The 25553-nt window shown below is 64.7% G+C and carries 24 protein-coding genes and 1 tRNA gene; 7 read left to right on the forward strand and 18 right to left on the reverse strand.

Annotated features, from left to right (window positions below; all coding sequences use genetic code 11):
• Positions 1–45 precede the first annotated feature (45 nt).
• Positions 46–954 carry a LysR family transcriptional regulator gene (locus AB7008_RS05000; protein ID WP_441258544.1) on the forward strand — a complete coding sequence of 303 codons (909 nt, stop codon included), beginning with the start codon at positions 46–48 and terminating at the stop codon, positions 952–954.
• Between the two features lie 10 nt (positions 955–964).
• Here AB7008_RS05000 and AB7008_RS05005 read toward each other — a convergent pair whose 3' ends face one another.
• From AB7008_RS05005 to AB7008_RS05015, 3 genes are all read right to left on the reverse strand, one after another.
• Positions 965–1135 carry an RNA polymerase sigma factor region1.1 domain-containing protein gene (locus tag AB7008_RS05005; protein WP_441258545.1) on the reverse strand — a complete coding sequence of 57 codons (171 nt, stop codon included), beginning with the start codon at positions 1133–1135 and terminating at the stop codon, positions 965–967.
• Positions 1136–1198: 63 nt separating this feature from the next.
• Complete coding sequence (locus tag AB7008_RS05010; protein ID WP_441258546.1) at positions 1199–2029, reverse strand: enoyl-CoA hydratase; 831 nt, start codon at positions 2027–2029, stop codon at positions 1199–1201.
• A 123-nt stretch (positions 2030–2152) separates the two neighbouring features.
• On the reverse strand, positions 2153–2854 hold the full coding sequence (locus AB7008_RS05015) for an SDR family NAD(P)-dependent oxidoreductase (protein WP_304492658.1): 702 nt from the start codon (positions 2852–2854) through the stop codon (positions 2153–2155).
• A gap of 223 nt (positions 2855–3077) precedes the next feature.
• Between AB7008_RS05015 and AB7008_RS05020 the strand changes: the two genes are divergently transcribed.
• Positions 3078–4862, forward strand: a complete 1785-nt coding sequence (locus AB7008_RS05020) for an acyl-CoA dehydrogenase family protein (protein WP_304492659.1) — start codon at positions 3078–3080, stop codon at positions 4860–4862.
• Between the two features lie 45 nt (positions 4863–4907).
• Positions 4908–5996, forward strand: a complete 1089-nt coding sequence (locus tag AB7008_RS05025; RefSeq protein ID WP_028157255.1) for a Zn-dependent alcohol dehydrogenase — start codon at positions 4908–4910, stop codon at positions 5994–5996.
• 152 nt (positions 5997–6148) lie between these two features.
• Here AB7008_RS05025 and AB7008_RS05030 read toward each other — a convergent pair whose 3' ends face one another.
• The 8 genes from AB7008_RS05030 to AB7008_RS05065 form a co-directional block, all read right to left on the reverse strand.
• Positions 6149–6502 (reverse strand): nuclear transport factor 2 family protein, encoded by a 354-nt coding sequence (locus AB7008_RS05030; protein WP_038933627.1) that lies wholly within the window; start codon positions 6500–6502, stop codon positions 6149–6151.
• Between the two features lie 193 nt (positions 6503–6695).
• Positions 6696–8168, reverse strand: coding sequence for an amidase (locus tag AB7008_RS05035; protein WP_304492660.1), 1473 nt, complete (start codon positions 8166–8168; stop codon positions 6696–6698).
• A 260-nt stretch (positions 8169–8428) separates the two neighbouring features.
• A complete protein-coding gene (mbfA, locus tag AB7008_RS05040) occupies positions 8429–9400 on the reverse strand; it encodes an iron exporter MbfA (RefSeq protein WP_304492661.1) in 972 nt (323 codons plus the stop codon).
• Positions 9401–9464: 64 nt separating this feature from the next.
• On the reverse strand, positions 9465–10607 hold the full coding sequence (locus AB7008_RS05045; protein ID WP_441258547.1) for an alpha/beta fold hydrolase: 1143 nt from the start codon (positions 10605–10607) through the stop codon (positions 9465–9467).
• Positions 10608–10737: 130 nt separating this feature from the next.
• Positions 10738–11607 carry an MBL fold metallo-hydrolase gene (locus AB7008_RS05050; RefSeq protein ID WP_304492663.1) on the reverse strand — a complete coding sequence of 290 codons (870 nt, stop codon included), beginning with the start codon at positions 11605–11607 and terminating at the stop codon, positions 10738–10740.
• A gap of 103 nt (positions 11608–11710) precedes the next feature.
• Entirely contained in the window at positions 11711–12322 is a 612-nt protein-coding gene (locus AB7008_RS05055; RefSeq protein WP_304492664.1) for a glutathione S-transferase family protein, read from the reverse strand.
• 169 nt (positions 12323–12491) lie between these two features.
• A complete protein-coding gene (locus tag AB7008_RS05060; protein ID WP_028157262.1) occupies positions 12492–13334 on the reverse strand; it encodes a fumarylacetoacetate hydrolase family protein in 843 nt (280 codons plus the stop codon).
• A gap of 224 nt (positions 13335–13558) precedes the next feature.
• On the reverse strand, positions 13559–14410 hold the full coding sequence (locus tag AB7008_RS05065) for an MBL fold metallo-hydrolase (RefSeq protein WP_304492665.1): 852 nt from the start codon (positions 14408–14410) through the stop codon (positions 13559–13561).
• A 121-nt stretch (positions 14411–14531) separates the two neighbouring features.
• Between AB7008_RS05065 and AB7008_RS05070 the strand changes: the two genes are divergently transcribed.
• The gene (locus AB7008_RS05070) at positions 14532–14963 is read left to right on the forward strand and encodes a DUF3775 domain-containing protein (RefSeq protein ID WP_041956346.1); all 432 of its coding nucleotides are present in this window, start codon (positions 14532–14534) and stop codon (positions 14961–14963) included.
• A 4-nt stretch (positions 14964–14967) separates the two neighbouring features.
• Here the strand turns inward: AB7008_RS05070 and AB7008_RS05075 are convergent, their stop codons facing one another.
• The 3 genes from AB7008_RS05075 to AB7008_RS05085 form a co-directional block, all read right to left on the reverse strand.
• Positions 14968–15957 carry an NADPH:quinone reductase gene (locus tag AB7008_RS05075; protein ID WP_441258548.1) on the reverse strand — a complete coding sequence of 330 codons (990 nt, stop codon included), beginning with the start codon at positions 15955–15957 and terminating at the stop codon, positions 14968–14970.
• Positions 15958–16120: 163 nt separating this feature from the next.
• Complete coding sequence (locus AB7008_RS05080; RefSeq protein ID WP_441258549.1) at positions 16121–16903, reverse strand: SDR family oxidoreductase; 783 nt, start codon at positions 16901–16903, stop codon at positions 16121–16123.
• Positions 16904–17087: 184 nt separating this feature from the next.
• Positions 17088–17600: a CvpA family protein gene (locus AB7008_RS05085; RefSeq protein WP_304492667.1), complete on the reverse strand. Its 513-nt coding sequence runs from the start codon at positions 17598–17600 to the stop codon at positions 17088–17090.
• Between the two features lie 150 nt (positions 17601–17750).
• Here AB7008_RS05085 and AB7008_RS05090 point away from each other — a divergent pair, with 150 nt between their 5' ends.
• Positions 17751–18512, forward strand: a complete 762-nt coding sequence (locus AB7008_RS05090; protein ID WP_304492668.1) for an SDR family oxidoreductase — start codon at positions 17751–17753, stop codon at positions 18510–18512.
• Between the two features lie 2 nt (positions 18513–18514).
• Here the strand turns inward: AB7008_RS05090 and AB7008_RS05095 are convergent, their stop codons facing one another.
• The 4 genes from AB7008_RS05095 to AB7008_RS05110 all read right to left on the reverse strand — a co-directional run bounded on the left by AB7008_RS05095 (position 18515) and on the right by AB7008_RS05110 (position 23910).
• Positions 18515–19603, reverse strand: a complete 1089-nt coding sequence (locus AB7008_RS05095; RefSeq protein WP_248881295.1) for an FUSC family protein — start codon at positions 19601–19603, stop codon at positions 18515–18517.
• Positions 19600–20571 carry an HlyD family secretion protein gene (locus AB7008_RS05100; protein ID WP_304492670.1) on the reverse strand — a complete coding sequence of 324 codons (972 nt, stop codon included), beginning with the start codon at positions 20569–20571 and terminating at the stop codon, positions 19600–19602. Before AB7008_RS05100 ends, AB7008_RS05095 begins: the two co-directional genes overlap by 4 nt.
• A gap of 195 nt (positions 20572–20766) precedes the next feature.
• Entirely contained in the window at positions 20767–22365 is a 1599-nt protein-coding gene (locus AB7008_RS05105) for a GMC family oxidoreductase (RefSeq protein WP_441258550.1), read from the reverse strand.
• A gap of 99 nt (positions 22366–22464) precedes the next feature.
• Positions 22465–23910 carry a coniferyl aldehyde dehydrogenase gene (locus AB7008_RS05110; RefSeq protein WP_441258551.1) on the reverse strand — a complete coding sequence of 482 codons (1446 nt, stop codon included), beginning with the start codon at positions 23908–23910 and terminating at the stop codon, positions 22465–22467.
• Between the two features lie 312 nt (positions 23911–24222).
• Between AB7008_RS05110 and AB7008_RS05115 the strand changes: the two genes are divergently transcribed.
• Together AB7008_RS05115 and AB7008_RS05120 are read left to right on the forward strand one after the other, a co-directional pair.
• Positions 24223–24299, forward strand: a tRNA-Met gene (locus AB7008_RS05115).
• Between the two features lie 204 nt (positions 24300–24503).
• A complete protein-coding gene (locus AB7008_RS05120; protein ID WP_441258552.1) occupies positions 24504–25412 on the forward strand; it encodes a PhzF family phenazine biosynthesis protein in 909 nt (302 codons plus the stop codon).
• The last annotated feature ends 141 nt before the right edge of the window (positions 25413–25553 follow it).

Genomic DNA, 25553 nt, shown 5'->3' on the forward strand with positions numbered 1-25553 from the left:
GATAATCCGCTATATATTTTGCAAGCTGCTGAGAAAAATTCATCAATGCGGATCGACCCGTCCGACCTCGCGACCTTCCTCGCCATCGCCCGCCACCGCAGTTTTCGCGCGGCGGCGACCGAGCTCGGCGTCACGCCATCGGCGCTGTCCCACGCTTTGCGCAATGTCGAAGAGCGGCTCGGCCTGCGCCTCGTCAACCGCACCACCCGCAGCGTCGCGCTCACCGAGGCCGGCGAGCGGCTGTTTGCCCGCATCACGCCGGCCTTTCGCGACATCGACGACGCGCTCGAGGACCTCAACAATTTCCGCGGCAAGCCCGCCGGCACGCTGCGCTTCACCGCCGCGCGCCAATCGGCGCAGCTGGTGCTGCTGCCGATCGTGACGCGCTTCCTGAATTCATTCCCCGATGTCAGCGTCGAGATCGTCATCAACGACGCCCTGATCGACATGGTTGCGGCCGGCTTCGATGCCGGCGTCCGTTTCGGCGAGACCATCGCCGCTGACATGATCGCGGTGCCGATCGGCCCGCGGCACCGATTTGCCGTGGTCGGCACGCCCGCGTTCTTCAAATCGCACAAGCCGCCCATCACGCCGCGCGACCTGAAGGGCCTGCCCTGCATCCGCTACCGCTTTACCTCCGGCGCGCTCTATCATTGGGAGTTCGAGCGCGGCGGCATCGAGCTGGCGATCGACGTCGCGGGACCGCTGACGATGAACGACCAGGATCTGATGGTCGATGCCGCGTTGGATGGCGCTGGGCTTGCTTATGTGTTCGAAGCGCAGGTCGAAGCGCTGCTCGCCAAACGCAAGCTGGTTCGCGTGCTCGCCGACTGGTGCCCGGCCTATCCCGGCTTCTTCCTGTATTATCCGAGCCGCCGCCAATTGCCGGCAGCGCTGCGCGCGTTCGTGGATTTCGCGCGGGGCGAAACTGGTGCTTCCCAATCGAGGAAATGACGGTGCGGGCCTATTCCTCCGCGATCCAAATGCCTTGTTCGCTGAGAGCGGTGAGTACGGCTTCGATGTCTTCCGGCTCGACCGTTGTGGACGGCATCAACTCGTTCAGTTGATCGAAAGTAACGTAGCCCGTCTTCTCCGCAAGGATGACGGCTTTCCGCACCACCTCAGACCAGTCCATTCAGCCCTCCTGAAAATGGGGTACCTACTATATGGAATGATCGAATGGCTTGGACCGTAGCCGCTACTTCCCCGTGAACACGGCTTTCCGCTTCTCGATGAAGGCCTGCACGGCTTCCTTGTGATCAGCAGTCGTGGTCAGGCGGATCAGCCGTCCGGCTTCGTGGTCGCGGGCGGTCTCGAAATCGAACAGCAGCGCCTCGTCGAGATTGTCCTTCATGTAGCGCAGCGCCAGGCGCGGGCCTTCGGCGAGCGACTTGGCCAGTGCAAAGGCCTCGGCCTGCAATTCGTCGTCGGGAACGACGCGGTTAACGAGGCCGATTGTCTCAGCGCGCGCGGCGTCGACGCGATCGCCGGTGAACAGCAGCTCGCGGGCCCGCGCCGTGCCGACCAGCCGGGTGAGCAGCCAGGCGATGCCGTAGTCGCCGCTCAGCGCGATGCGGGCGTAGCCGGTGGCGACGAAGGCCGATTGTGCGGCGATGCGGATGTCGCAGGCCATGGCAATGGCGAGCCCGGCGCCGACCGCAGGCCCCGGTAGCGCCGCGATGGTCGGCTTGCGCACCGACACCAGCGCGCCCGTGAGCAGCCGCTGCCGTTCCTGGAGATCGGCGACCTTGTCGTCAAAGGACATGTCGAGCCTGGCTTGGTCGCGATTCGCGCCCATGCCCTTGACGTTGCCGCCGGCACAAAAGGCCGCGCCTGCGCCGGTGATCAGCAGCGCGCCGACATCGGGGCTCTCGCCGCAGGTGCGGATCATCGTCCGCAGCGCCGGCGTCAAGGTGTCCGACAGCGCGTTGCGCGCCTCCGGTCGGTTCAGCGTGATCACCGCGACGCGGTCGCGGATGACGCAGAGGAGTTCATTGGTGCCGGTATCGATGGTGGTTTCCGTGGACATGTCGCTCCCTTTTTCTTTCGTCATTGCGAGCGAAGCGAAGCAATCCAGAAACTTTCCGCGGGACAGTCCGGATTGCTTCGTCGCTTCGCTCCTCGCAATGACGGGTGTGGTTATTGGCTCGCCTCAAAACTTCTCCACCCACGGCCGCAGCTCGAGCTCCCAGCTCCAGGCGCTGCGCGGCTGCTGCAGCACGTTCCAATAGCTCTGCGCGATCGCATCGGGATCGAGCATCGAATCCGGCTTGTCGGCCGGCTCCGCATGCGCTGCGCTGCGGATGCCGCCGTCGATCACGAAATGTGCGATATGGATGCCCTGCGGCGAGAGCTCGCGCGCCAGGCTCTGCGCCAACCCTCGCAGCGCGAACTTGCCCATCGCGAACGAGGCCGATTGCGCATAGCCCTTGACGCTCGCCGAGGCGCCGGTGAACAGGATCGCGCCGTGCTTGTTCGGCAGCATGCGCTTGGCCGCCTGCTGCGCCACCAGGAAGCCGCCATAGGCGCTGATCGCGATCGCCTGCGCGACATCGGCCGGAACGAGATCGACGAACGGCCCGCGCGTGCGGCCGCTCGCGTTGTAGACGACGAGCTCGGGCGTGCCGATCTCGCGTTCGACGAGGCCGAACAGCCGCTCGACCTCCTCAGGCTCGGTGGCGTTGCAGGCATAGGCCTTGGCGCCGGTCTCGCGACAGAGCGCGCCTAGTTTCTCGATCTTGCGCGCGGCCAGCGCGACGCGAATGCCTTGCGCAGACAGCAGCCGCGCCAGCGAAGCGCTCAGGCCTTCGCCGGCGCCGACGATGAGGGCGATCTTGTATTTCGGATGTTCCATGGCGTGATCTCTCGGGGACGGGAAGTCGCTGATCTATGCATCCGCCGTGCGGACAACCAGCCGGGGGCGGTCACAATTCCGCAGAGCGAATTGCTCCTTCACGGCGATCATGCCTCCCTGACAATTTGCGGCTTTATCCGCCTTTGCGACTGGAGCATGATCGACATCATCTCAAGCGGCAAGCGCTAAGAATTGCCGTCGGGCGGAAACGAAGAGGACGATCATGCACAAGCCGGTCACAGCGCAGCCGAAACATGTCGCGGCCGAGCAGCCGGGCCTGCTGGCGCCCGATACGTCTGGCATGAACTTTTATCGCGCCGATCAGGCGTTGACGGATCTCCTGCGCATTCATCTGCCGGAGACACTGTTCCGTCACATCGAGCCGCATCTCGATCGCCTCGGCGAATTGGCCGGCGGCCGGCTCGACGAATGTGCGCGGCTTGCCGACCGGCACACGCCGGTGCTGCACCAGCGCGACAAGTTCGGCCGCGACGTGCAGTGGATCGAATATCACCCGGCCTATCGCGAATTGGAGAACGCCGCGTTCGGCGAGTTCGGCATCCACGCGCTTTCGATCCGCAAGGGCATCATGGGCTGGCCGGACAAATATCCCGTCGTGGCCAAGCACGCCTTCACGTTCCTGTTCAATCAGACCGAATTCGGCATGGGCTGCCCGATCAACGTCACCGACGGCTGCGCAAAGCTCTTGGCGAATTTCGGTAGCGAGGCGCTGAAGGCGAAATATCTCGACGGTCTCACCCAGACCGACATGAGCAAGCTGACCCAGGGCGGCCAGTTCATGACCGAGAAGGAGGGTGGCTCCGATGTCGGTACGCTGACCACGCGCGCCGTGCAGGAGGGCGACCATTGGCGTCTCCATGGCGAAAAATGGTTCTGCTCGAACGCCGATGCCAAGGTCGTGATGCTGCTGGCGCGCCCCGAAGGCGCCGGCCCCGGCACGCGCGGCGTTGGCCTGTTCCTGATGCCGCGCTTCCTCGACGACGGTTCGCAGAACCATTACCGGATCGTGCGCCTGAAGGACAAGCTCGGCACCCGCTCGATGGCCTCGGGCGAGATCAAGCTCGAAGGCGCGATCGCCTATGCGGTCGGCAAGCTCGACCGTGGCTTCGTGCAGATGGCCGAGATGGTCAATTCGTCGCGGCTCTCCAACGGCGTCAAATCCACCGCGCTGATGCGCCGCGCCTATCATGATGCGATGACCGTGGCCAAGAACCGCGTGGTGTTCGGCAAGCGCATCATCGATCTGCCGCTCGGGCGCCGGCAGATGCTGAAGATCATGCTGCCGGTCGAGCAGGCGCTGTCGATGAGTTTTCTGACCGCCGACGCGCTCGACCGTGCCGAGGCCGGCAGCCAGGATGCTGCGGCGCTGCTGCGCATCCTCACGCCGACGCTGAAATTCCGTGCCACGCGCGATGCGCGCAAGGTTTGCGGCGACGCGCTCGAGATGCGCGGCGGCATCGGCTATATCGAGGAATTCGCCACGCCCCGCCTGCTGCGCGATGCGCATCTCGGCTCGGTCTGGGAGGGCACCGGCAACATCGTCGCGATCGATGCGCTCCGGCGCGCGGTCGGCCGCCATGGCGCCGAATCCGCGCTATCAGCCGATCTGCACGCGCGGCTCGATGATAGCGCGTCGGTCCCGCAGGCCTGGCGCGACAATCTGCGCGGTCTCGTCGATCGCGCCGTCGGCTTCGCGCGCGAGGTCGCGGGCAATTCCGAGAACGAGGCCGATGCGCGGCGTGCGACCAGCCTGCTTTATCACGTGGCAAGCGCGGTCGCGCTCGCCTGGGAAGCTCATCGCATCCACGAGATGCGCGGCGATGCGCGCCGGCTGCTGCTGTCGCGGCTGGTGATCGACCATCGCGTGGCGCCGAGCGATCCGTTCCGGCTGACGGAAAATGCCGCGCAAGCGAAGATCGCTGCGCTGCTGCTCGGGGATCGCGACGCCGGCATGAGCGAGGTTGGCGAACTGGTTCTGGCAGCGTAGGCTGCACGCCACGCTCAAACCAAAAGAAGCGATAGGGAGTGCTCGATGAAGGCCGCCGTCCTCTATGAAGTCAATCAGCCGCTGGTCATCGAGGATGTCAGCCTGCCGAAGCCGGGCCCGCGCGAGGTTTTGATCCGCACGGCGGTCGCGGGCCTCTGCCACTCCGACCTGCACTTCATGGAAGGCCTGTATCCGCATCCGCTGCCCGCGGTGCTCGGGCACGAGTCCGCCGGTATCGTCGAGCAGGTCGGCTCCGATGTCACCTATGTGAAGCCGGGCGATCACGTCGTGACGTGCCTGTCGGTGTTTTGCGGTACCTGCGACAACTGCACCACGGGCCGCACCGTGCTCTGCACCGACACGACGGTGAAGATGCTGCCGGGCGCCTCGAACCGGATGCAATGGTCGAAGTCCGAGAAGCTGCATCAGTTCCTCAACCTCTCGTCCTTCGCCGAGCAGATGCTGGTGCACGAGAATGCGATCGTCAAAATCCGGAAAGAAATGCCGCTCGATCTCGCCGCGCTGATCGGCTGCGGCGTGATCACCGGCTACGGCGCGGTCGTGAACACGGCGAAGGTGACGGCCGGCGAGACCGTGGCCGTGATCGGCTGTGGCGGTGTCGGCATGGCCGCGATCAACGGCGCGCAGATCGCAGGCGCCGGACGCATCATCGCCATCGACACCAATCCGGCAAAGCTTCAGCTCGCGACCAAGCTGGGCGCGACCGACATCATCAATCCCGCCGACGGCGACGTGGTGAAGCAGGTCCGTGACCTCACCAATGGCGGCGTGCATCATTCTTTCGAGGTGCTCGGCCGCAAGGAGACCGCGGAGCAGGCTTTTGGCATGCTGGCGTCCGGCGGCACGGCCACCATCGTCGGCATGATCCCGTTCGGCCAGAAGATCGAGCTGCACGGCTTCGACTTCCTGCGCGAGCGACGCATCCAGGGCTCATCGATGGGCTCCAACCATTTTCGCGTTGACATGCCGAGGCTGGTCGATTTTTACCTGCGCGGCCGGCTGCACCTCGAGGACTGGATCTCGGCCAAGCTGAAACTGTCGGAGATCAACGAGGGTTTTGCCAACATGAAGGCCGGCAAGACGCTGCGCAGCGTGATTGTGTTTGATAGCTAGCAACCGCAATGACGGTGTCATCGCCCGCGAAAGCGGGCGATCCAGTACTCCGCGGCGGAAGCTGTGTGAACCGACTATTGCCGCGGCGTACTGGATGCCCCGGTCAAGCCGGGGCATGACAGCGGAGAGTATGCGGGCAGCGTGCCCCCGCCTCACCGCGACACGTGCGCTGATACCGCGAGCCATGTCCCGTTCTTCTTCGTCCAGCAATCGGTGTACCGCCCCGTCGCCTGCTGGCCGTCGGCGGTGGTGTAGCTGGTGGCGGCGTGGATGATGGCAAAATCGCCCATGATGCGGATGATGACATCATGCGCATGCAGATTGCGGATTGCGATCGGCCGCGCCGTCTGCTCCAGGAAGGCTGCGCGGTCGACCAATGTCTTGTCGGGATTGGAGCAAAAGAACTCCGGCGCCAGGATTTCGTCGAAGCGTTTGACGTCGCAGTTCTGTACGGAGGCGACATAGTCGTGGTTGAGTGCGGTGAGCTGCTCGAGGTCCTGGCTCATGGCATTTCCTCCCTGTCATTTCGGGCGCGCCGAGCGTGGCCCCGGACTCCCGATATTTTCTTACTCCGTCATTGCGAGGAGCGAAGCGACGAAGCAATCCAGAATCTCTCCGCGGTGACAGACTGGATTGCTTCCCTTCCGCCGTCGCTCTTCGAGCTATGGCGGACAAGTCGCTCGCAATGACGCGGCGGCACTAATCATCAAACATCTTCGGCGGCACGAACCCGCCGAACTCGCGCTCGATCAGTTCGGCGAGCTTGAGCGGCGTGCGGTCCTCCAGCCATGGGCCGACGATCTGCACGCCGATGGGCAGTCCATCAGCCGCAAAGCCCGTCGGGATCGCGGTGGAGGGCAGACCGGGGAGCGTCGCGATGCCGGGCCAGGCGAGTTGGTCGGGATAGACGTGCTCCTTGCCGTCGATCTTGATGCGGCGGGTTTCCTGGTCCGGCGAATGGTCGTGCGGATAGGCTGCTGTGGGCATGACGGGGCAGATCACCGCGTCGTACGTTTTGAACAGCTCCCGCCATTGCGCCCGTAGCCGCGTCCGTCCGGCATTTGCCGCCACCCAGTCGCGGTGGCTCAGCGCGATGCCGCGGAGCCGTTCCGCGGCCAGACTGTTGTCGCCCTCGGACAACGACGCTGCGGCCGCTTTCGCGCCGGCATAGATGTCCGGCGCGAAGGTCGAGCCGAGGAACGACATCAGCATGCGCATATAAAGCCGCGAGGAGGCCGCGAAATCCGGCAGCAGCGGGCTGCTGCGCTCGATCTTGACGCCAGCTTTGACAAGATTGTCGGCCAGCCGGTTGATGGTGCCGCGTACCGCCGTGTCGGTCGGCATCACCGGATCGGTGTCGATCACCAGCACGCGGAAATCCCCGAATGCCGTGTGTCGCGCCACCGGCAGCTCGAGCCGGTAGGCGAGGCCAGCGTCGATCGGATCGGGGCCGGCCATCACGTCGAGCACCAGCGAAAGGTCGGCGGCGCTGCGCGCCATCGGGCCGATCACCGAGAGATCGCGCTCGAACGGCAAAGGCGGCAACGGCGGCGGCGTGTGGCCGCGCATCGCGACGAGATTGAAGGTCGGCTTGTGCGCATAGATGCCGCAATGGAACGCGGGCACGCGCAGCGAGCCGCCGATGTCGGAGCCGATCGACAGTGGGCCATAGCCCGCGGCGAGCGCGGCCGAGGAGCCGCCGGACGAGCCGCCCGGCGTGCGGCCGAGATCGTAGGGATTGTTGGTGGTGCCGTAGATGTCGTTATAGCTCTGCCAGTCGCCGAGCCCGAGCGGCACGTTGGTCTTGCCGACGATGACGGTGCCGGCGTCCTTCACCCGCGTGACCGGCAGCGAATCTTCCTTGGCAATGAAGTCTTTTTGCGCAGGAATCCCCCAGGTCGTCGGCAGGCCGGCAATGTTGTAGGATTCCTTCACCGTCATGGGCAGGCCGAGCAGCGGCTTTCTTTCGCCGCGAGCCAACGCTGCATCCGCGTCACGCGCAGCGCTCAGCGCGCGGTCGAAATCCCGTACGCAGATCGCGTTGACCTTGCCGTCGTGCCGTTCGATGCGATCGATCGCATCCTGCGTGAGCTCGACCGCGGAGACTTTCTTCGCGGTCAACGCGGCCGACAGCTCGACCGCGCTCTTGAAACTCCATTCCGATTTCGCCACGACATGCTCCTGCGCTTCCCTGAAAGGATGATGCGCAGTTTGGCCGAAAGCCGCAACCGCCGTTTGATCGCGATTGATATGCCGGTGAGGCTCGTCGGGCGGACGCCAAAAAGCTGGTGTCATCGCCCGGCTTGACCGGGCGATCCGGTACTCCGTCACGCCAGTGATTGAATCGAGAGGCCGCAGCGCGCTGGATCACCCGCCTTCGCGGGCGATGACACCGAGGGTGAGGCTACGACACCGAGTGTGAGGCTGGCTGCCTACGCCGCCCCGATCAAGATCCCCACCGCCAGCACGATCGCGCCGCCGAGCACGATCTGGAACACGGCCTGGAGGAACGGGGTGTCCATGTAGCGCGCGCGGATGAAGGCGATTGCCCACAATTCGAAGAACACGACGACGCCGGCGATTCCCGTCGCGATCCAGAATGCGTTCGGCCAGCTGTCTGGGACGAGATAGGGCAGGGTGTGGCCGAGTCCGCCGAGCGTCGTCATCGCGCCGCAGGTGATGCCGCGCAGCCATGGCGAGCCGCGCCCGGTGAGCGAGCCGTCGTCGGACAGCGCCTCCGCAAAGCCCATGCTGATGCCGGCGCCGATCGAGGCGGCGAGGCCGACCAGAAACGTCTGCCAGTTCTGGTGGGTGGCGAAAGCTGCGGCGAACAGCGGCGCCAGCGTCGAGACCGATCCGTCCATCAGGCCGGCAAGGCCCGGCTGCACATATTGCAGCACGAACATCCGCCGTCGCGTGCGGTCTTCCTCGGCGCGCACGTCCGGCTTCAAAATCTCGTCGGTGAGCGCGACGGCGCGGTTCTCGTGATGCTTTTCCTCCTCGGCGAGATCGCCGAGCAGGCGGCGCACGCCGACATCCTCGGCCTGCTCGGCGGCGCGCGCGTAGAAGCGCTCGGCCTCGAGCTCCATGGTCTCGACCTCTTTCCGGATGGTGTCGAGCGGAAGGTTCTTGGTCAGCCAAATCGGGCGCCGGCGCAGAAAGCCTTTGACGTCCTCGCGGCGGATCGGCGGCAGGTGCTGGCCGAACCGCTCTTCGTAGAGCTTCAGCAGGCGATGCCGGTGGCCGCGCTCCTCCTCGGCCATCTCCTCGAAGATCTTTGCGGTATCAGGGTAACGCTCGCGCAAGTCCTCGGCGAAGGTCATGTAGATGCGACTGTCCTCCTCCTCGGAGGAGATCGCGACCGCAAGCACCTCGCGCTCGGTCAGTTCGGCAAAAGTCTTCACGGCGGCCCTGTTCGATAGTTTAGAATTATTCTAAACTATAGGGCGCGGGGGTTCCCGGGTCAAATCAGGCGGCTTTCGCGAGGAATTCGAGCAGCAAGCGGCTCACCTCCGCCGGCTGTTCCTGCTGCACCCAATGGCCGGCGCCGTCGACGAGATGGCAGCCGAGCATCTTGGTGCAGCCGCGCCCCTGCATCGCTTCGAACACGCCGGGGCGCTGATAGGTGCCCCAATCCTGCTTGCCCGAGATGAAGCAGGAGGGCACGTCGATGCTGCGGCCCGCAAACAGCTGCATCTCGCTGTTGAGCATGCCCGACGTGCCGTAGCGGTACCATTGCAAGCCCCCCTGGAATCCGGTGCGGCCGTATTCGGCGCTGGAATAGGCGAGGTCGCTGTCCGGCAGCCATTGGTTCGCGGCGATCGCGGCCGGCGAGGGCATCTCCTTCGCAACCGTCTCCGCCATCGTCTCGCCGGCGTCCATCACGTAGTAGGTCGGCAGTTTTGCGAGCTCGCCCGCGGACCATGACTTCAGCGGATAAGGCTTGTTGTCGGTCCAGTCCGCACTCTTCTGGTGATAGTAGGCGCGCAGGAAATCGTGCACGCCCTGCGGTGCGTGCTGCATGTCGGCGTTGGCCGGGCGCGTCGCGTAATACCATTGATAGTGTTTGCGCGGGCGCGGCAGCGCGGCGAGCTCGCGATGCACGGGGTCTTCCGCCGGCGGCTTTGCCGGACTGTCGACCGTGTTGAAGGGCATCGGTGGCGCCCCGCCGAACGGCGCGCTCATCAGCGTCACCGAGCGAAACACGTCGGGCCGGATCAGGGCGCACCAGGCCGCGACCGGGCTGCCGAAATCATGCCCGGCGAGATCGACCTGCCTGTAGCCGAACGCCGACACCAGGGCGAGCGCGTCGCGCACGAGGTTGAGGAGCGAGAACGACGTGAGATCGCCGTCGTAATCCGCGGTCCATCCCGTGGTGCGGCCATAGCCGCGCTGGTCCGGCGCGATCACGTGATAGCCGGCCGCGGCCAGCACCGGCATCATCTTGCGCCAGGAGAAGGCGAGCTCCGGAAAGCCGTGCAGCAAGAGGATGCAGGGCCGGCCCTTGGTCTCGAACCCGGCTTCCAGCACATGCATGCGCAAGCCGTTGATGCCGTCGACATGGCGCGAGCGGATGCCGGCGGGGAGAGGGATTTGGGGGAGTGTTGTCATTGCTTTCTCCACACGGGTGGAATCGTAGGGTGGGCAAAGCGGAGCGTGCCCACCATGCCAAACGCGTTAAGGAATGGTGGGCACGGCGCGAAGCGCGCGCCTTTGCCCACCCTACGGCATCGCGGCTAAATCAGACCGCCGCACACACGAACGCGTTGCCCTTGCGCCTGATCTTCCCGACCGACGGCGAGGGGAAATGCGCGGTGCAGCACAGCGTGTCGGTGTCGCAATAGCGTTCCAGGAAGCTGCGACGCGTCGTTGCAGCCTTGGCCGGGTCGGCGTCGAACTTGATCGACAGCTCCGGATAGAGGGTCTGCAGCGGCGAATGCATGAGGTCGCCGGAGAACACGGCGTCGTCCTTGCCGCGGCCCATCGTGATGGCGATATGGCCGGGCGTATGTCCCGGCGTCGGCAGGATGCGGACGTGATCACCGATCTGGTGATCATTGCCGACCAGCTCGTGGCGCCTGGCCTCGACCACCGGCAGCACGCTGTCGGCGAAGGGCGGGATCTCCGTCTTGGCATTCTCCGCGAACCAGTGGTCATATTCCTGCCTGGCGAAGACGTAGCGCGCCTTGGCGAAGGTCGGCACCCAGCGGCCGTTCTCCAGCCGCGTATTCCAGCCGACGTGATCGACATGCAGATGCGTGCACATCACGAAATCGATGTCGTCGACCGCGAACCCGGCGGCGTTGAGTGCGCGCAAATACGTATCGTCGGTCTTCATGTTCCATTTCGGCCGCTGCGGGCGCGGCTTGTCGTTGCCGATGCAGCTGTCGATCAGGATCGTGTGATGCGGCGTCTTCACCACATAGGACTGGAAGCACAGCAACAGTACGTCCTGCTCGTCCAGCGCCTTGGCCTGCCGCATCCAGGCCCGGTTCTCGGCCAGCACCTCGGGCGTTAGTCCCGGCAGCATCTCCAGTGCCGGGACGAACGAAGTCTCCTGCTCGATGACGCGATGGATGGTGAGATCGCCGACCGCGTATTTCAGGCTCATGAGAACTCCCGCTTTACAGCATGATCCGGAAAAGTGTGCAGCGGTTTTCCGAAAAGATCATGCTCAAACAATAGCCCTAAAGCGCGATGAAGTTCAGCGCGCTTTAGGCGGCTGGAGGCACCGAGATCTTGACGGAGGGGCGCTCCAGCATCTTCTGGTGGAAGGAGTCGAGTTTCGGATAGGCCTTGCGCCAGCCGCAATCGGCGAAGCGGAAGTCGGCATAGCCAAGCACGCACACGAGGCCGATCTGCGAGATGTCGAACGGGCCGTTCAATACTTCGGGCATGTTCTCGAAGCGCGCCATGCCGGTCCAGGCCCGGTTCCAGTGGTCGTCCGACCATGCCTGCCATTGCAGGCCCTGCGGTCGCACCATCTTCTCGTAGCGGCACAGCAGCATGGAATCGAGCATGCCGTTGATCAGGGAGTGATTGGTCTTGGCCTTCCAGCGCCGCGGACCGTAATCGGGGATCAGGCTGCCACCGGCCATCTCGTTGAGATATTCGACGATGACGTAGGAATCCAAGATGACGTCGCCGTCATTGGTGATCAGCACCGGCAGCTTCTTCAGCGGCGTGATGCGCGAATAATCCTCATTGACCGTGCCCGGCGCGACGGTCGCAGGTGTCAGCTCGATCTTGTCGATCAGCCCGAGTTCGATCGCGGCGATGCGCACCTTGCGGGCGAAGGGCGAGGCGGCGGAGAAGGAGAGTTTCATGGGGAAATTTCCTACGGGTGACCGGCAGTTGGATTTTTGTCATCGCGAGGAGCTCGCGACAAAATTGCGAAGCAATTTTGCGCTGTAGCGACGAAGCAATCCAGAGTGTCGCCGCGGTGGGATTCTGGATTGCTTCGCTTCGCTCGCAATGACGGGAGAGGGCGGAGACTTACGCCGCCACGATCTCCTGGCGCTGCTCGCCGAGGCCTTCGATGCCGAGCGTGACGACATCGCCGACATTGAGGAAGGTCGGCGGCTTCATGCCGAGACCGACGCCGGGCGGGGTACCGGTGGTGATGATGTCGCCCGGCAGCAAGGTCATGAACTGCGACACGTAGGAGACGCATTTGGCCATGGAGAAGATCATGGTCTGGGTCGAGCCGGTCTGGCGGCGCTGGCCGTTGACGTCGAGCCACATCGACAGGTTCTGCACGTCCTTGATCTCGTCCTTGGTCGCGAGCCACGGCCCAACCGGGCCGAAGGTGTCGTGCGACTTGCCCTTGGTCCACTGACCCAGGCGCTCGGTCTGGAAGTGGCGCTCGGAGACGTCGTTGCAGACGCAATAGCCGGCGACGTAGTTCAGCGCATCGGCTTCCGAGACATACTTGGCGCGGGTGCCGATGATGGCGGCGATCTCGACTTCCCAGTCGAGCTTGGTCGAGCCGCGCGGCTTCTCGACCGCATCGTTCGGGCCGGACAGCGAGGTGTTGGCCTTCATGAAGATGATCGGCTCGGTCGGGATCGCGGCGCCGGTCTCCTTGGCGTGGTCGCTGTAGTTGAGGCCGATGGCGACGAATTTCGAGATACCGGTGACAGGCGCGCCGAAGCGCGGCTTGCCGGAGACGGCGGGCAGGGAGGCCGGGTCAAGGCCCGCCAGCTTCTTCAGGGTATCAGGGGAATAGGCCTCGCCGGTCAGGTCCTTCACATGCGCCGACAGGTCGCGCAATTGGCCGGATTTGTCGATCAGGCCGGGCTTTTCCGCACCCTTTTCGCCATAACGAACAAGCTTCATTCTCGTTTCTCCCTGGAGATGGACCGATCGGTTAAATAGCTTCATGGAACAGGGCGGCGGGAAATTCAACCGCTCAAAACGGGGCGCATTGCAGCCCTTCCTTTGTAGGGTGGGCAAAGGCGCGGAGCGCCGTGCCCACCAATTCTTTTTGATGGCCCAGTATGGTGGGCACGCGGAGCCTGTCATCGGGCGCGCATTCGCGCGACCCGGTGGCTTTGCCCACCCTACGATTGCAGCGCCACAAACCTGAACGCGTCCCCGTCCCGCTTGATGTGCCCGGCCGAGAAATGGCCGCCGATCACCAGCGTCGGGGTATCGGCAAAGCGCGAGAACACCTTGTGCCGGCTCGCCGCCGATTGGGCGGTGTCGGTGTCGACGACCGAGCACCAATCGAGATGCGCCATCTGGCAGGGGTGATGGGCGACGTCGCCGCTGAGCAACCCTTGTTCGCCGCCGGATTCGATCAGGACGCTCATGTGCCCGGGACTGTGGCCGGGGGTCGGGATCACGCTGATCTCCTCGCAGAGCCGGTGATCGCTCGGGATCAACTCGGCCAGGCCCGCATCGACGACCGGCTTCACGGAATCGTTGAACACCGCGATCTTGTCCGGCTCGGCCGTATAGTCGCGCCAATAGTCATACTCGGTCTTGCCGAACAGGTAGCGCGCGTTGGCGAAAGTCGGCACCCATTTGCCATCGACCAGCTTCGTGTTCCAGCCGACATGGTCGACATGAAGATGTGTGCACAGCACAGTGTCGATGCTGTCAGGCGGAAAGCCCGCTTCCGTCATGGTCTCCAGAAACGGCGTGCTGCGGTTATTCCAGACCGGGACACCGCGGCCCTGCTTGTCGTTGCCAAGGCCGGTGTCGACCACTATGCGGCGCGTCGGCGTCTCCACCACCAGCGAGTGGATCGACATTTTCAGCCGGCCCTCCTCGGTGGCGAAATGCGGGATCAGCCAGGGCAGCTTCCGGATCTCGTCATTGGTCGCGGCCGGCAGGATGAAGCGGGTCGAGCCGACCGTCTCCATTTCCACGATCTTGGTGATTTTGACCTTGCCCACGGTCCACGGCATGCGGCGATCCCAATTTTCTTGCTTTCGCGAAAGATGCGGCCTTCCGCCGTCGAACGCAATGGATCATCTGTCGCGATGTTGCGTTATCGGGGGAACCCCGAGACAGCCAGAGAGAGCGACGATGCCAGAGCTTGCCATTTCCGCCGAGAAGGTCGCCTTCATCATCGAGAAGGCCCGCGAATTCGACGTCAAGGAGGCGGCGTCCGACCCTGACTCGGGCTCCAATCCCTCTGATGATGACGAGATCGACGTGCTCGAGGACACCAATTCCGACCCGGTCGCGGCCGAGCTGTCCGGGTTCATCCGCGCGCTGAACGAGGACGAGCAGCTCGACCTCGTCACGCTGATGTGGCTCGGCCGCGGCGATGGCGAAGTGGAGGAATGGGACGATCTGCGTGCCCGCGCCGCCGAGGCCCGCGATGAATACAAGAACCCGCGTCGTGAAACGGTGCAATATCTGCTGGGCGAGCCGATGCTGGGCGATCTGCTCGCCGATGGCATGGACGAGCTCGGCATCGACTGGACCGACGAGCGGACCACGCCGGTATCCTAAGTCGTCACCGCGCGCAGTCGACGATCACGGTACCGAGCTTGTCGCCCTTCTCGACGGCGAGATGCGCCTGCGCCGTGTCCGACAGCGCGAACTGCGCCGCGACGTTGTGAATGCGCGGTCCCGCCGCCAGCCATTTCGTGATATCGGCCTGCGCCGCCGCGAGCAGCGCGGGCGGCAGCGCGAACAGCACCAGCGTGCGCAGCGTGATGCACTTCTCCATCAGTTCGCGCATCGGCACCGTGGGCGTGCGGTCGCCATTGGTGGCGTAGACGGCGATCGTCGAATTGAGCGTCATCAGCTTCAAGGTGGTCGCGATGTTGCCGCCGAAATCGACATCGACCACGCGATCGACGCCACGTCCGCCGGTGAACGCCATCGCCTTGGCAACGACGTCCTCGTCCCTGTAATTGACCACGAGATCGGCGCCCGCGCGCCGGGCCTGCTCGCCCTTCGTCGCCGAGCTGACTGTCGCGATCACCTGCGCACCGCCCCATTTGGCGAGCTGCACGGCATAATGGCCAACCGCGCCGGCGCCGCCGGTGACAAGCACGGTCTTGCCGACGATCGGACCATCCGCAAACAGGCTGCACCATGCAGTCATCGCGGGGATGCCGAGCGTTGCACCTTCCGCAAAGGAAAGATGTTCCGGCAGCGGCGTCACCAGCTGCCCGGCGAGCGCGATATATTCGGCCGCCGTGCCGAAGGCGCGGCCGTTGCGCTGGCCGTTGAACAGCCAGATCCGGTCGCCGACCTTGAAGCGCGTTACGCCGTCGCCGATCTGGTCGACGAAACCCGCGCCGTCGCTGTTCGGAATGACGCGCGAAAATTCCATCGTGCGATAGCTGCCGTCGCGCCGGCCGACATCGGCCGGATTGACACCGGAGGCCTCCAGGCGAATGCGAACCTCGCCTGGGCCCGCGACCGGCGTCGCCATCTCACCATAGGTGAGAACGTCCGCCGCCGGTCCCGTTTGCTCGTACCAGACTGCTCTCATCTGGGGCCCGCTTTCCGAAGTTCGTGAACCATTGCTGCTACCTCGAACGCGAACTTCGGAAAGCGGGCCCCAGAAAGAAGTTAAAAATTCTAGTGCCACTTATCGATTTGAAGCTCCTGACAGAACTCGCGGCATACACCGCCGGAACTTCAAATCGGTGGCACTAGAGCGTTCCGGGGAAGGCGCCGCCGTCGAGCAAAATGTTCTGGCCCGTGATGAAACCGGCCTTGGCGCCGCAGAGGAAGGCGCAGGCATAGCCGAACTCATCGGGTTGGCCGAAGCGGCCGGCGGGGTTGAGCTTGGCGCGCTCGGCCAGGATCTGCTCCGGCGTCGTGCCGCGCTTGTCGGCCTCGGCCTTGGCGGTGCCGGTCAGGCGGTCGGTCTCGAACGGGCCCGGCAACAGGCCGTTGATGGTGACGTTGTTGATCACGGTCTTGCGCGACAGGCCGGCGATGAAGCCGGTGAGGCCGGCGCGCGCGCCGTTGGAAAGACAAAGGATGTCGATCGGCGCCTTCACCGCCGCCGAGGTGATGTTGACGATGCGGCCGAACTTGCGCGCCATCATGCCGTCAACGGTCGACTTGATCAGCTCGATCGGTGTGAGCATGTTGGCGTCGATCGCCTTGATCCAGTCGTCGCGGGTCCAGTTGCGGAAATCGCCGGGCGGCGGGCCGCCGGCATTGTTGATGAGGATATCCGGCTCGGGGCAGGCCTTCAGCACGGCCTCGCGGCCGGCAGGTGTCGTGATGTCGCCGACGATCTCGGTGACCTTCACGCCCGGATAGGCCTTGCGGATGTCGTCGGCCGTCTTCTTCAAGGCTTCGGCGCCGCGTGCGGTCAGCGTGACGTCAACGCCGGCTTCCGCCAGCGAGATGGCGCAGGCGCGGCCGAGGCCCTTGCTGGATGCGCAGACGATGGCGCGGCGACCTTTGATCCCAAGATCCACTGTTTCACTCCCGTAATGTCAGGCAGGTTTTGGACGGGCCGCACTCTAGCCAATCGTGGCGCCGCTGATAAGGGAGGGGGCCGCGTCAAAATGCATGGCGCGGTCGCGCGGCGATGCAAATGTGCGGGCATGATCCGGAAGAGTGTGCAGCGGTTTTCCGAAAAGATCATGCCCAGACAATAAGCTAGATGCGCCGTTCCTGCTTGAGGCGGTCGATCGCCGCGGCGGCCTCAGGCGGCAATGTCTTGAAGCCCATCTTGCCGGCCGCCGAGAACAGCGGCCGCAGATGCGAACCGGCGAGGAACGGCGGCTGGCGGTTGGCCGGCACGATCTGGTCGAACACCAGCACCAGCGTGGTGGCGACGAGGCCGACCCTGACGGCGCCGAGTGCGGCGCCGGCGAGCCGGTCGCCGATCCCGGCTTCGCGTATCGTGTCGTTCAGCGCGAGGCGGCCGATATATCCAAGGAGCATGCCGACGACCACGAAGATGCCGAAGAACCAGATCCAGTTTTGCAGCAGCGGCGCGTTCGGATTGGTCGCAACCTGCGGCACGATCAGCGGCATCAGTCCGACGGCGATGGGAGCGGCCAGGAGATAGGCGAGGATGGTCATGGCGCTGCCGAGCAGGCCGGTCCTGAAACCGAAGCCGATCGCGACGGCGAGCGCCGCATAGACCGCGAGATCGAAACTGTTCATGAGCGTCAGGCCTGCCTTGATGGAACGCTAGCGTCGATGGAACGAATGAACACCGGACCGATCATTCCGGTTTCAGATCGTTAAAATCGTCTGTATTGGTGGCTCCAAAGCTCAGGGAAAACGCTCAAGGCAAGCGTCAAGGCAAGCATCATGTCAGACCTATTCGACGTCAGTAAAGAAACCATCCTTGTGACGGGCGCGAGCCAGGGGCTCGGGCGGCAATTTGCCCGGGTTCTGGCGGCCCATGGCGCGGCCGTCGCGCTCGCCGCGCGGCAGACCGACAAGCTGAAGAGCCTGGAGGAGGAGATCCGCGGCAAGGGCGGCCGAGCTGCCGCGATCGCGCTCGACGTCACTGACATGTCATCGATCGCGAGGGCCGTGGATGCCACGGAAGCCGCGCTCGGTCCGATCACGGTGCTGATCAACAATGCCGGCATCGCCATCGAGAAGCTCGCGACCGAACAGACCGAATCCGATTGGGACGCCGTGATCGGCGCCAATTTGAAAGGCGCTTATTTCCTCGCGATCGAAGTCGCGCGCCGCATGATCGCGCGCAAGCAGGAAGGCAACATCGTCAACATCGCTTCCGTGCTCGGCACCGGCGTGCTGAAGGCGGTGTCGCCCTATGCGATCTCCAAGGCCGGCATCCTCCAGGCGACCAGGGCGATGGCGCTGGAGCTCGCTGGCCAGAACATCCGCATCAACGCGCTGGCGCCCGGCTATATCGATACCGAAATGAATCACGCCTTCTGGTCGACGCCCGCGGGTGAGCGATTGGCCAAACGCATCCCGCAGCGCCGCGTCGGCGCCGAGTCCGATCTCGATGGCGCGATCCTGCTGCTGGCGTCACAGGCGTCGCGGTATATGACGGGGAGTGTCATCACCGTGGATGGCGGCTTCCTGCTGAATTGAGGCTAGCGCGCGGCGACGCGTGCAGCCGAGGGGGCCAGCAGGATGGCCACGATTTGGACGATCAGCAATCCGCCGGTGATGCCGGCGAGGCGGTCGATGCCGGGAATGATGCTCGACGGCGGCCCCGATCCCTGCACCATCGTCATGATGAAGACGACCGCGCCCTGCGTGCCGACATAGCCGATATCGCGCGCGCTCGCCTGCACATGCGCGCCGATCCAGACGCCGATGGCAAGCGCAGCAAGCCAGGGCAGGAAGTTCTCGAACGAAACGACCAGCACCGCGAGGCCGGCGAGGCCGCCGATCAGGCAGCCGAGAATGCGATGCGTGCCGCGCGCAGTGATGCTTTCGCGATTTGCGGCATCGTCGTCGGACAGCACCGGCACGGCCATCACGGCCGCGACTGTGATCGCAGCCTGCGAGAAGTTCGGCAATTGCAGCCAACTCCAGGCCAGTGGGACCAGCATCACGCCGAGCCCCGCATGCATGGCATGCTGGGTCGAAGCCCATTGCGCGCCGAGGAGGTCGGACCAGCCGGGTGCTTGCGGACGCGGCGGCGCATGATCCTCGCGCGGCGACAGCAGGTGCGAGACGAGAATGGCGGCGAGCGTCCCGATCGTCACCTCGGCCGTGCGGTTGCAGGCAACCGATAGCGCCGAGGTCGGATCGTCGAGCGTTGCAAGCAGCACCATGTCGCAGGTGACGGCGCCAAGAAGCCAGGCATAACCATGGAGGCTGACTTGCAGGCCGAGCACGCCGATGCTGCTCGCGACGAACAGCGCGAGGCTGAGCGCGACCTGGTCCTCGATCAGCCACGGGCTCAGGAGCAAGCCTGCGGCGGCACCGATCGCCGTGCCGACGATGCGTAGGGCGCCGCGTCGCAAGGACGCAGGCGCTGTCGCTTGGGTAGAGACGAAGGCACTGATCGCCGCCCACCATGGTGCATCCACCCGCAGCACGAGCGCGACGACCACAGCCAGCGTGACAGCGAGTGCAACCCGGCTGCAATGATGGCTGCGTGAGCCGGCCAGATCGATCTCCAGCAACTCCCGCCGCAATGCAGAGATCGCTCGTGCGGCGGCTCCGCTCATGGCAGCACGACCACCCTGGCGTCGGCTCCCATATAGAGCTTCAGGTCGGACGGTGGATCGACCAATGTCAGTGTCACGGGGAAGCGGCGCTTGAGGCGGATCCAGTCGGTGGTCGGCGCCACATAGTTCAGGAGCCGATTGGGGACGGCTTCACGGCTGATGCCACGGGCGATTCCCGCCACCCTGGCGCGCCGCAGATGCCAGGGATTCGAGTCGAGCGATACCCAGGCCGTGCTGCCCACGGTGAAGCCGCGAATGTAGCTCTCCTTGAAATTGGCGACGATGCGCCAGGCTCGGGCATCGACGATGCCGATCAGGGGCACGTCGGCCTGTGCGGTGTCGCCGACGCGCAGGCTGAGGGATGTGACCGTGCCGCTGGTCGGCGCCGCCAGCTTGGTCCGGGCGAGCTGCCACTCTGCGAGCGCGAGTGCCGAGACCGCGCGGGCTTCGGTCGCCTGGTGCATGGACAGCGTGGCTTCTGTTGCCGCGACCGACTCCTGCGCAGCGTCGCGTGCTGCATCGGCCCGTCGCAACGTATCGCTGGCCTGGTCGAGCGCGACGCGGGACACATCCTGGGCCGAGGCCAGGGTCGTCAGCCGCTTTTCGTTCTCACGCGCAAAATCCGCAGCCGAGCTCGCGGCCGCCAGCGCGTCCCGTGCCGAGGCGATGCGGTGCTGATCGGAGGCGATCTGCGCGCGGGCCTCGGCAAGATCGGCGCGCCGCTGATCGACGGCGAGCTGGAAAGGTATCGGATCGATGCTGGCGAGCAGGTCGCCCTCGGCGACGTCCTGATTGTCGGCGACGTCCACGGCAATGATGCGCCCCGTCACCTGAGGCGCGAGCGCGATCAGGTCGGACTGCACATAGGCGTCGTCGGTGAAGGCGACGAACGACGATATCACCTCATAGGCAGCGAAAAGCGCCAGCGCGATCGCCGCCGCAAGTCCGACCCGTCGTCCACGCGTCATGTCAGGCAAGCTCCAGGGCTACGGCGCGCATCGATGTCTCCGGGCTGGATCAGCAGTCTATCCCGGCCTGTTGCCGCTCGAAAAGTCCCGTTCGCTAAAGCGCGATGAGATTGGGATGAATCGCCATCGCGCTTTAGGTTGTTGTTTGAGCATGATCTTTTCGGAAAATCGCTGCGCACTTTTCCGGATCATGCTTTAGTTCGCCCGCATCTCCGCACCGATCATATCCGCCGCCTTCTCCCCGATCATGATGGTTGGCGCATTGGTGTTGCCGCCGATCAGCGTCGGCATGATCGAGGCGTCGACGACGCGCAAGCCTTCGATGCCGTGCACCTTCAGCTTCGGATCGACCACGGCCATCGCATCGGTGCCCATCTTGCAGGTGCCGACGGGGTGATAGACGGTGTCGACGCGATTGCGCAGGATGGCGCGGATGTCGTCGTCCGTTCTCACATCCGACGTGAACATGTCTTTCTTCTGCAACGCGCGCAGCGCAGGCGTCTCCATCAGCCGCCGCGTGGTCTTGAATCCCGCGACCATCGACTCGAGATCTTCCGCCTCGCCCAGAAAGTTCGGATCGATCATGGGTGCAGCGAGCGGATCGGCGCTCTTCAGCCATACGCTGCCGCGGCTCTTCGGTCTGAGCAGGCAGACATGGCACGAGAAGCCCGCCTCCTTGTGCTTCTTGCGGCCGTGGTCGTCGAGCATCGCGATGACGAAGTGCAGCTGGATGTCTGGCACCGCGAGATCGGGCCTGGTCTTGAGAAAGCCGCCACACTCGGCGAAATTGGTGGTCATCAGGCCGCGTCGCTCCCGGCGGTACCGCTGGATCGCGCGGAGCAGGGATGGCAGCCGTCCCAGTGATGCGTGAACGAAGTGCGGATAGTCGGAGGCGTAGACGAACACGAAATCCGGATGGTCCTGCAAATTGCGCCCGACGCCCGGCAGATGATGCGTGACGCCGAGGCCGTGCGTACGAAGCGCATCGCCGTCGCCGACGCCCGACAGCATCAATAGCTGCGGTGACTGGAAGGCGCCGCCGGCGAGGATCACCTCGCGGCGGGCACGCAGCTGCTTTGTCTGCTTGCCCTGCACATATTCGATGCCGACCGCGCGCCCGCTATCGAACAGGATCTTCGTGGCCTGCGCCCCCGTCTCGACGCGCAGATTCGCGCGCTTGTCCATGTGGGGCTGCAGATAGGCGCGCGCCGCGCTCCAGCGCTCGCCATGGTGCTGCGTCACCTGGTAGCTGCCGAGCCCTTCATGGTCCTCGGCGTTGAAGTCCTCGCGGATGCGGAACTGCGCTTCGCGCGCGGCCTGGTGGAAGACGTCATGGATCGGATTGTCCGAGCGCAGTCTGTTGACATGCAGCGGGCCGCCCTTGCCGTGATACTCGCCGTCGAAATCGGAATTGTTCTCCGAGCGCTTGAAATAGGGCAGCACGTCGGCGTACGACCAGCCGGCATTGCCGAGCGAGGCCCAGTGGTCGTAGTCCGATTTGTGGCCGCGGATGTAGACCATGGCGTTGATCGCCGAGGAGCCGCCGAGGCCTTTGCCGCGCGGTTGATAGCCGATACGGCCGTTCAATCCCTTCTGCGGCACGGTATCGAAGGCCCAGTTGGCCGCACTGTATGGCAAAGCGAGCCCGAATGGCGTGGTGATCCGCCAATTGTCGTTCCGTCCGCCGGCATCGAGCAGCACCACGGATGTCGCTGCATCCTCCGACAGCCGCCCGGCCACCGCGCAGCCGCCGGAGCCCGCGCCCACGACGACGAAGTCGAATGTGTCAGTCACTTGTGTTTTCCCCCTGCATTGTCATTCCGGGGCGATGCGGAGCATCGAACCCGGAATCTCGAGGTTCCGGGTTCGCTTCGCGCCCCGGAACGACCGCCTTTACGACATGAACCGCATCAACTTCTCCAGCCGCGCGATCTTGCCGCCATAGGGCGGATAGAGGTCGGCGAGGCGGTTGAACTTGGAGCGATAAAACACCGGCTTCAGTTTGCTGAACGTGCGAAAACCCCATTCGCCGTGATAGGCGCCGGTGCCGGACGCGCCGACGCCGCCCATCGGCTGGTTGGCTTGCGCGAAGTGGAACAGGCAGTCGTTGACGGTGACGCCGCCAGAGATCGTGCGCGACAGCACCTCGTCGCGGGCGGCGCGATCCTTGCCGAACCAGTAGAGCGCGAGCGGCCGGTCGCGGGCGTTGACGAAAGCGATCGCCTCCGCCGGATCGCGATAGCCCAGCACCGGTAGAACTGGGCCGAAAATCTCCTCCTGCATCGCCGCCATCGCCTCGGTCGCGCCGACGATCAGCGTCGGCGGGAATTTGCGGTGTGCTTTCCAGTTCGGATCGTCCGCCTTCGCCGGTTGCAGGATCTTTGCACCGCGCTGGGCGGCATCCGCGACGAGATTTTCCAGCCGGGCATAGTGCCGGTCGGAGATGACGGAGGTGTAGTCCTTGTTGGCGGGATCGGTGCCGAACATGCGCCGCATCTGCGCGCGCACTTTTTCGGCGAAGGCCTGCAAGGAGCGTTCGGGCACCAGCACATAGTCCGGTGCGATGCAGGTCTGCCCGGCATTGAGCAGCTTTCCGTAGGCGATACGCTCGGCCGCCTCCTCGAGATCGGCAGAGGCGTCGATGATAACAGGCGACTTGCCGCCAAGCTCGAGCGTCACGGGCGTCAGATTGCGCCCGGCGGCCTCCGCGACCAGCCGCCCGACCCGGGTCGATCCGGTGAAGACGAGATGGTCGAAGGGGAGGTGTGCGAAGGCTTTTGCGATTTCGTCCTCGACGCCTGTCACCAATAGCTCGGTGGCATCGAATTTCGCGGCCACCGTCTCCTTCAGCAGCGCCGAGAAGTGCGGCGTGAGCTCGCTCGGCTTGATGATGACCCGGTTGCCGGCGGCGAGCGCGCCGATCGTGGGCGCAAGCGTGAGCTGGAGCGGATAATTCCAGGGCGCGATGATGCCGACGACGCCGAGCGGCTGCGGGATCAGCCGGTTGCGCGCGGGCAGGAATTGCAGCGCGGTGGCCACGCGCTGCGGCGCCATCCAGCTCTTCAAATGCTTGGTCGCATGCCGGATCTCGGAGAACACCAACATCGTCTCGGCGATATTGGTCTCGACGGCCGAGCGGTGGCCGAAATCGGCCGAGATCGCCTGCCGGAAACGCTCTTCGTTGTCCGCGACCACGGCACGCAGCCGAGCCAGCCGGTCGAGCCGCTCGGCCAGGTCAGGTGCAGGCTCGGCGCGCGCCCGCGCGACCATGGCCTCGAAGGCATCCTTCAGCGCCGGGAGTGGCGCGCTCGCCAAGGGGCGGTCCAAGGTGTGGTCCATGGGTGGTCTCCCCTGAAAACGACGTTTGCCCCCGGTTTTATTGCCCGCAAGCTGGCCCTTTGTGGAACTTCTGGCAAGAGCGCACCAAACGGGCCGGAAATCGGCCCAACTCACTGTCATAAAGTCGAAAAAAACGTCCCCGCGGCCCTTTCCAAAGGCAGCCCGGGTTGGTACATACGCCTCGCACCCGAGGGGCTTTGCCCCGGGGTTGCCTTCCAAGGAAGCCTTTGGGACGCGAGAGCAAGCCACGCGAATAGCGCCGGCCCTCATTCATCGTCCCCGGCATTTCGGCAAAGGCGCGCAATGGTTTAACGCGGGGTGGAGCAGCCCGGTAGCTCGTCAGGCTCATAACCTGAAGGTCATAGGTTCAAATCCTATCCCCGCAACCAAATTCGGACTTTACCGGTTCCGACACGAAAATGGCCCGCATCACGCGGGCCATTTTTGTTTTGCGACCTGCGGGAGCCGCCTCAGTCGCGCAGAGCCCCTCGGCCAAATCGGCTCTCTCAGATGTCACCGCAATAGCTATACCATCGCCGTCGTCGCCGCCGTCGCGCCTTCACCGTCCCACCTTCCATGATGTGAGCTATCCGATGACCGAGGTCGAGCTTGTCAACGTGTTCACCCACGCGGGGCGCGGCGGCAACCCATGTCCAATTGTCATCGATGCATCGAACCTGACTGCCGAGGGGATGCAGTCGGTGGCCCGGCACTTCGGGCATGAGTCGGGCTTCGTCCTGCCGGCTCCCAGCGGCGACTCCGACTACGTCTTCCGGTTCTGGGTTCCGCGACACGAGATGGAGATGTGCGGTCACGCGACCATCGGCGCGCTCTGGGTCCTCGCGACCAAGGGGCGCCTGCCGGGCGAACAGGTCCGCATCGAGACACGCAGCGGGTCGGTGACGGGCTATGTCGATCGTGCGGACCTGGGCGAACCGTCCGTCGAGATCAGCCAGCCTGTCGGCAAGGTCGTTGATCTCTCGCGTGCCGAAGAGGAGGACGTTCTGTCGACGCTCAAGCTGTCGCGCCGCGATCTGCTTGATATGCCGGTGCAGAACCCCGTCACGTCGCGCGTGAAGACGCTCATCCCGATCAAGGGCGTCCGCGAGCTCAATGAGCTGGTGCCGGACCCGGCGCAGATCGAGGCGTGCTGCGGGAGGATCGGGTCCACCGGACTTGACCCCTACGCCATCGAACATCAGGGCGAACGGCGCTTCGAGGCACGACAGTTTCCGAAGTCATCAGGCTACCCGGAAGATGCTGCCACCGGCATTGCCGCCGCGGCGCTCGCATTCGGACTGCTCAGGAACGGCCTGGTCGAGCGCAACAGCGCGCGGATCACCATCATGCAGGGCCGGGCGATGGGGTCGTTGTCCGAGATCCGGGTGCGGCTCGGCTTCGCCGACGGCCGGCCTGTGGGTTGCCTGCTTGGAGGCTCCGTCACGCGCGCGGAGCAACATGTCTTGCAGCCTTGGCAGGTCGGCGCAGAGCCGGCGCGTTAGACCCGGGCCTTCAGCGCTGTAGCCGGAAAATCGATCATGGCGCGAACGCCGGGCAGCACGCGGCGTCGGGACGGAAGCGCGGGCCATTTTTGTTCTGGGATAGGCCGGGTGGCAACATCAGCCGATCCCTTGCGCGCTCCA

The sequence above is a fragment of the Bradyrhizobium sp. 521_C7_N1_3 genome, from assembly GCF_052075975.1.
Classification (GTDB): Bacteria; Pseudomonadota; Alphaproteobacteria; order Rhizobiales; family Xanthobacteraceae; genus Bradyrhizobium; species Bradyrhizobium japonicum.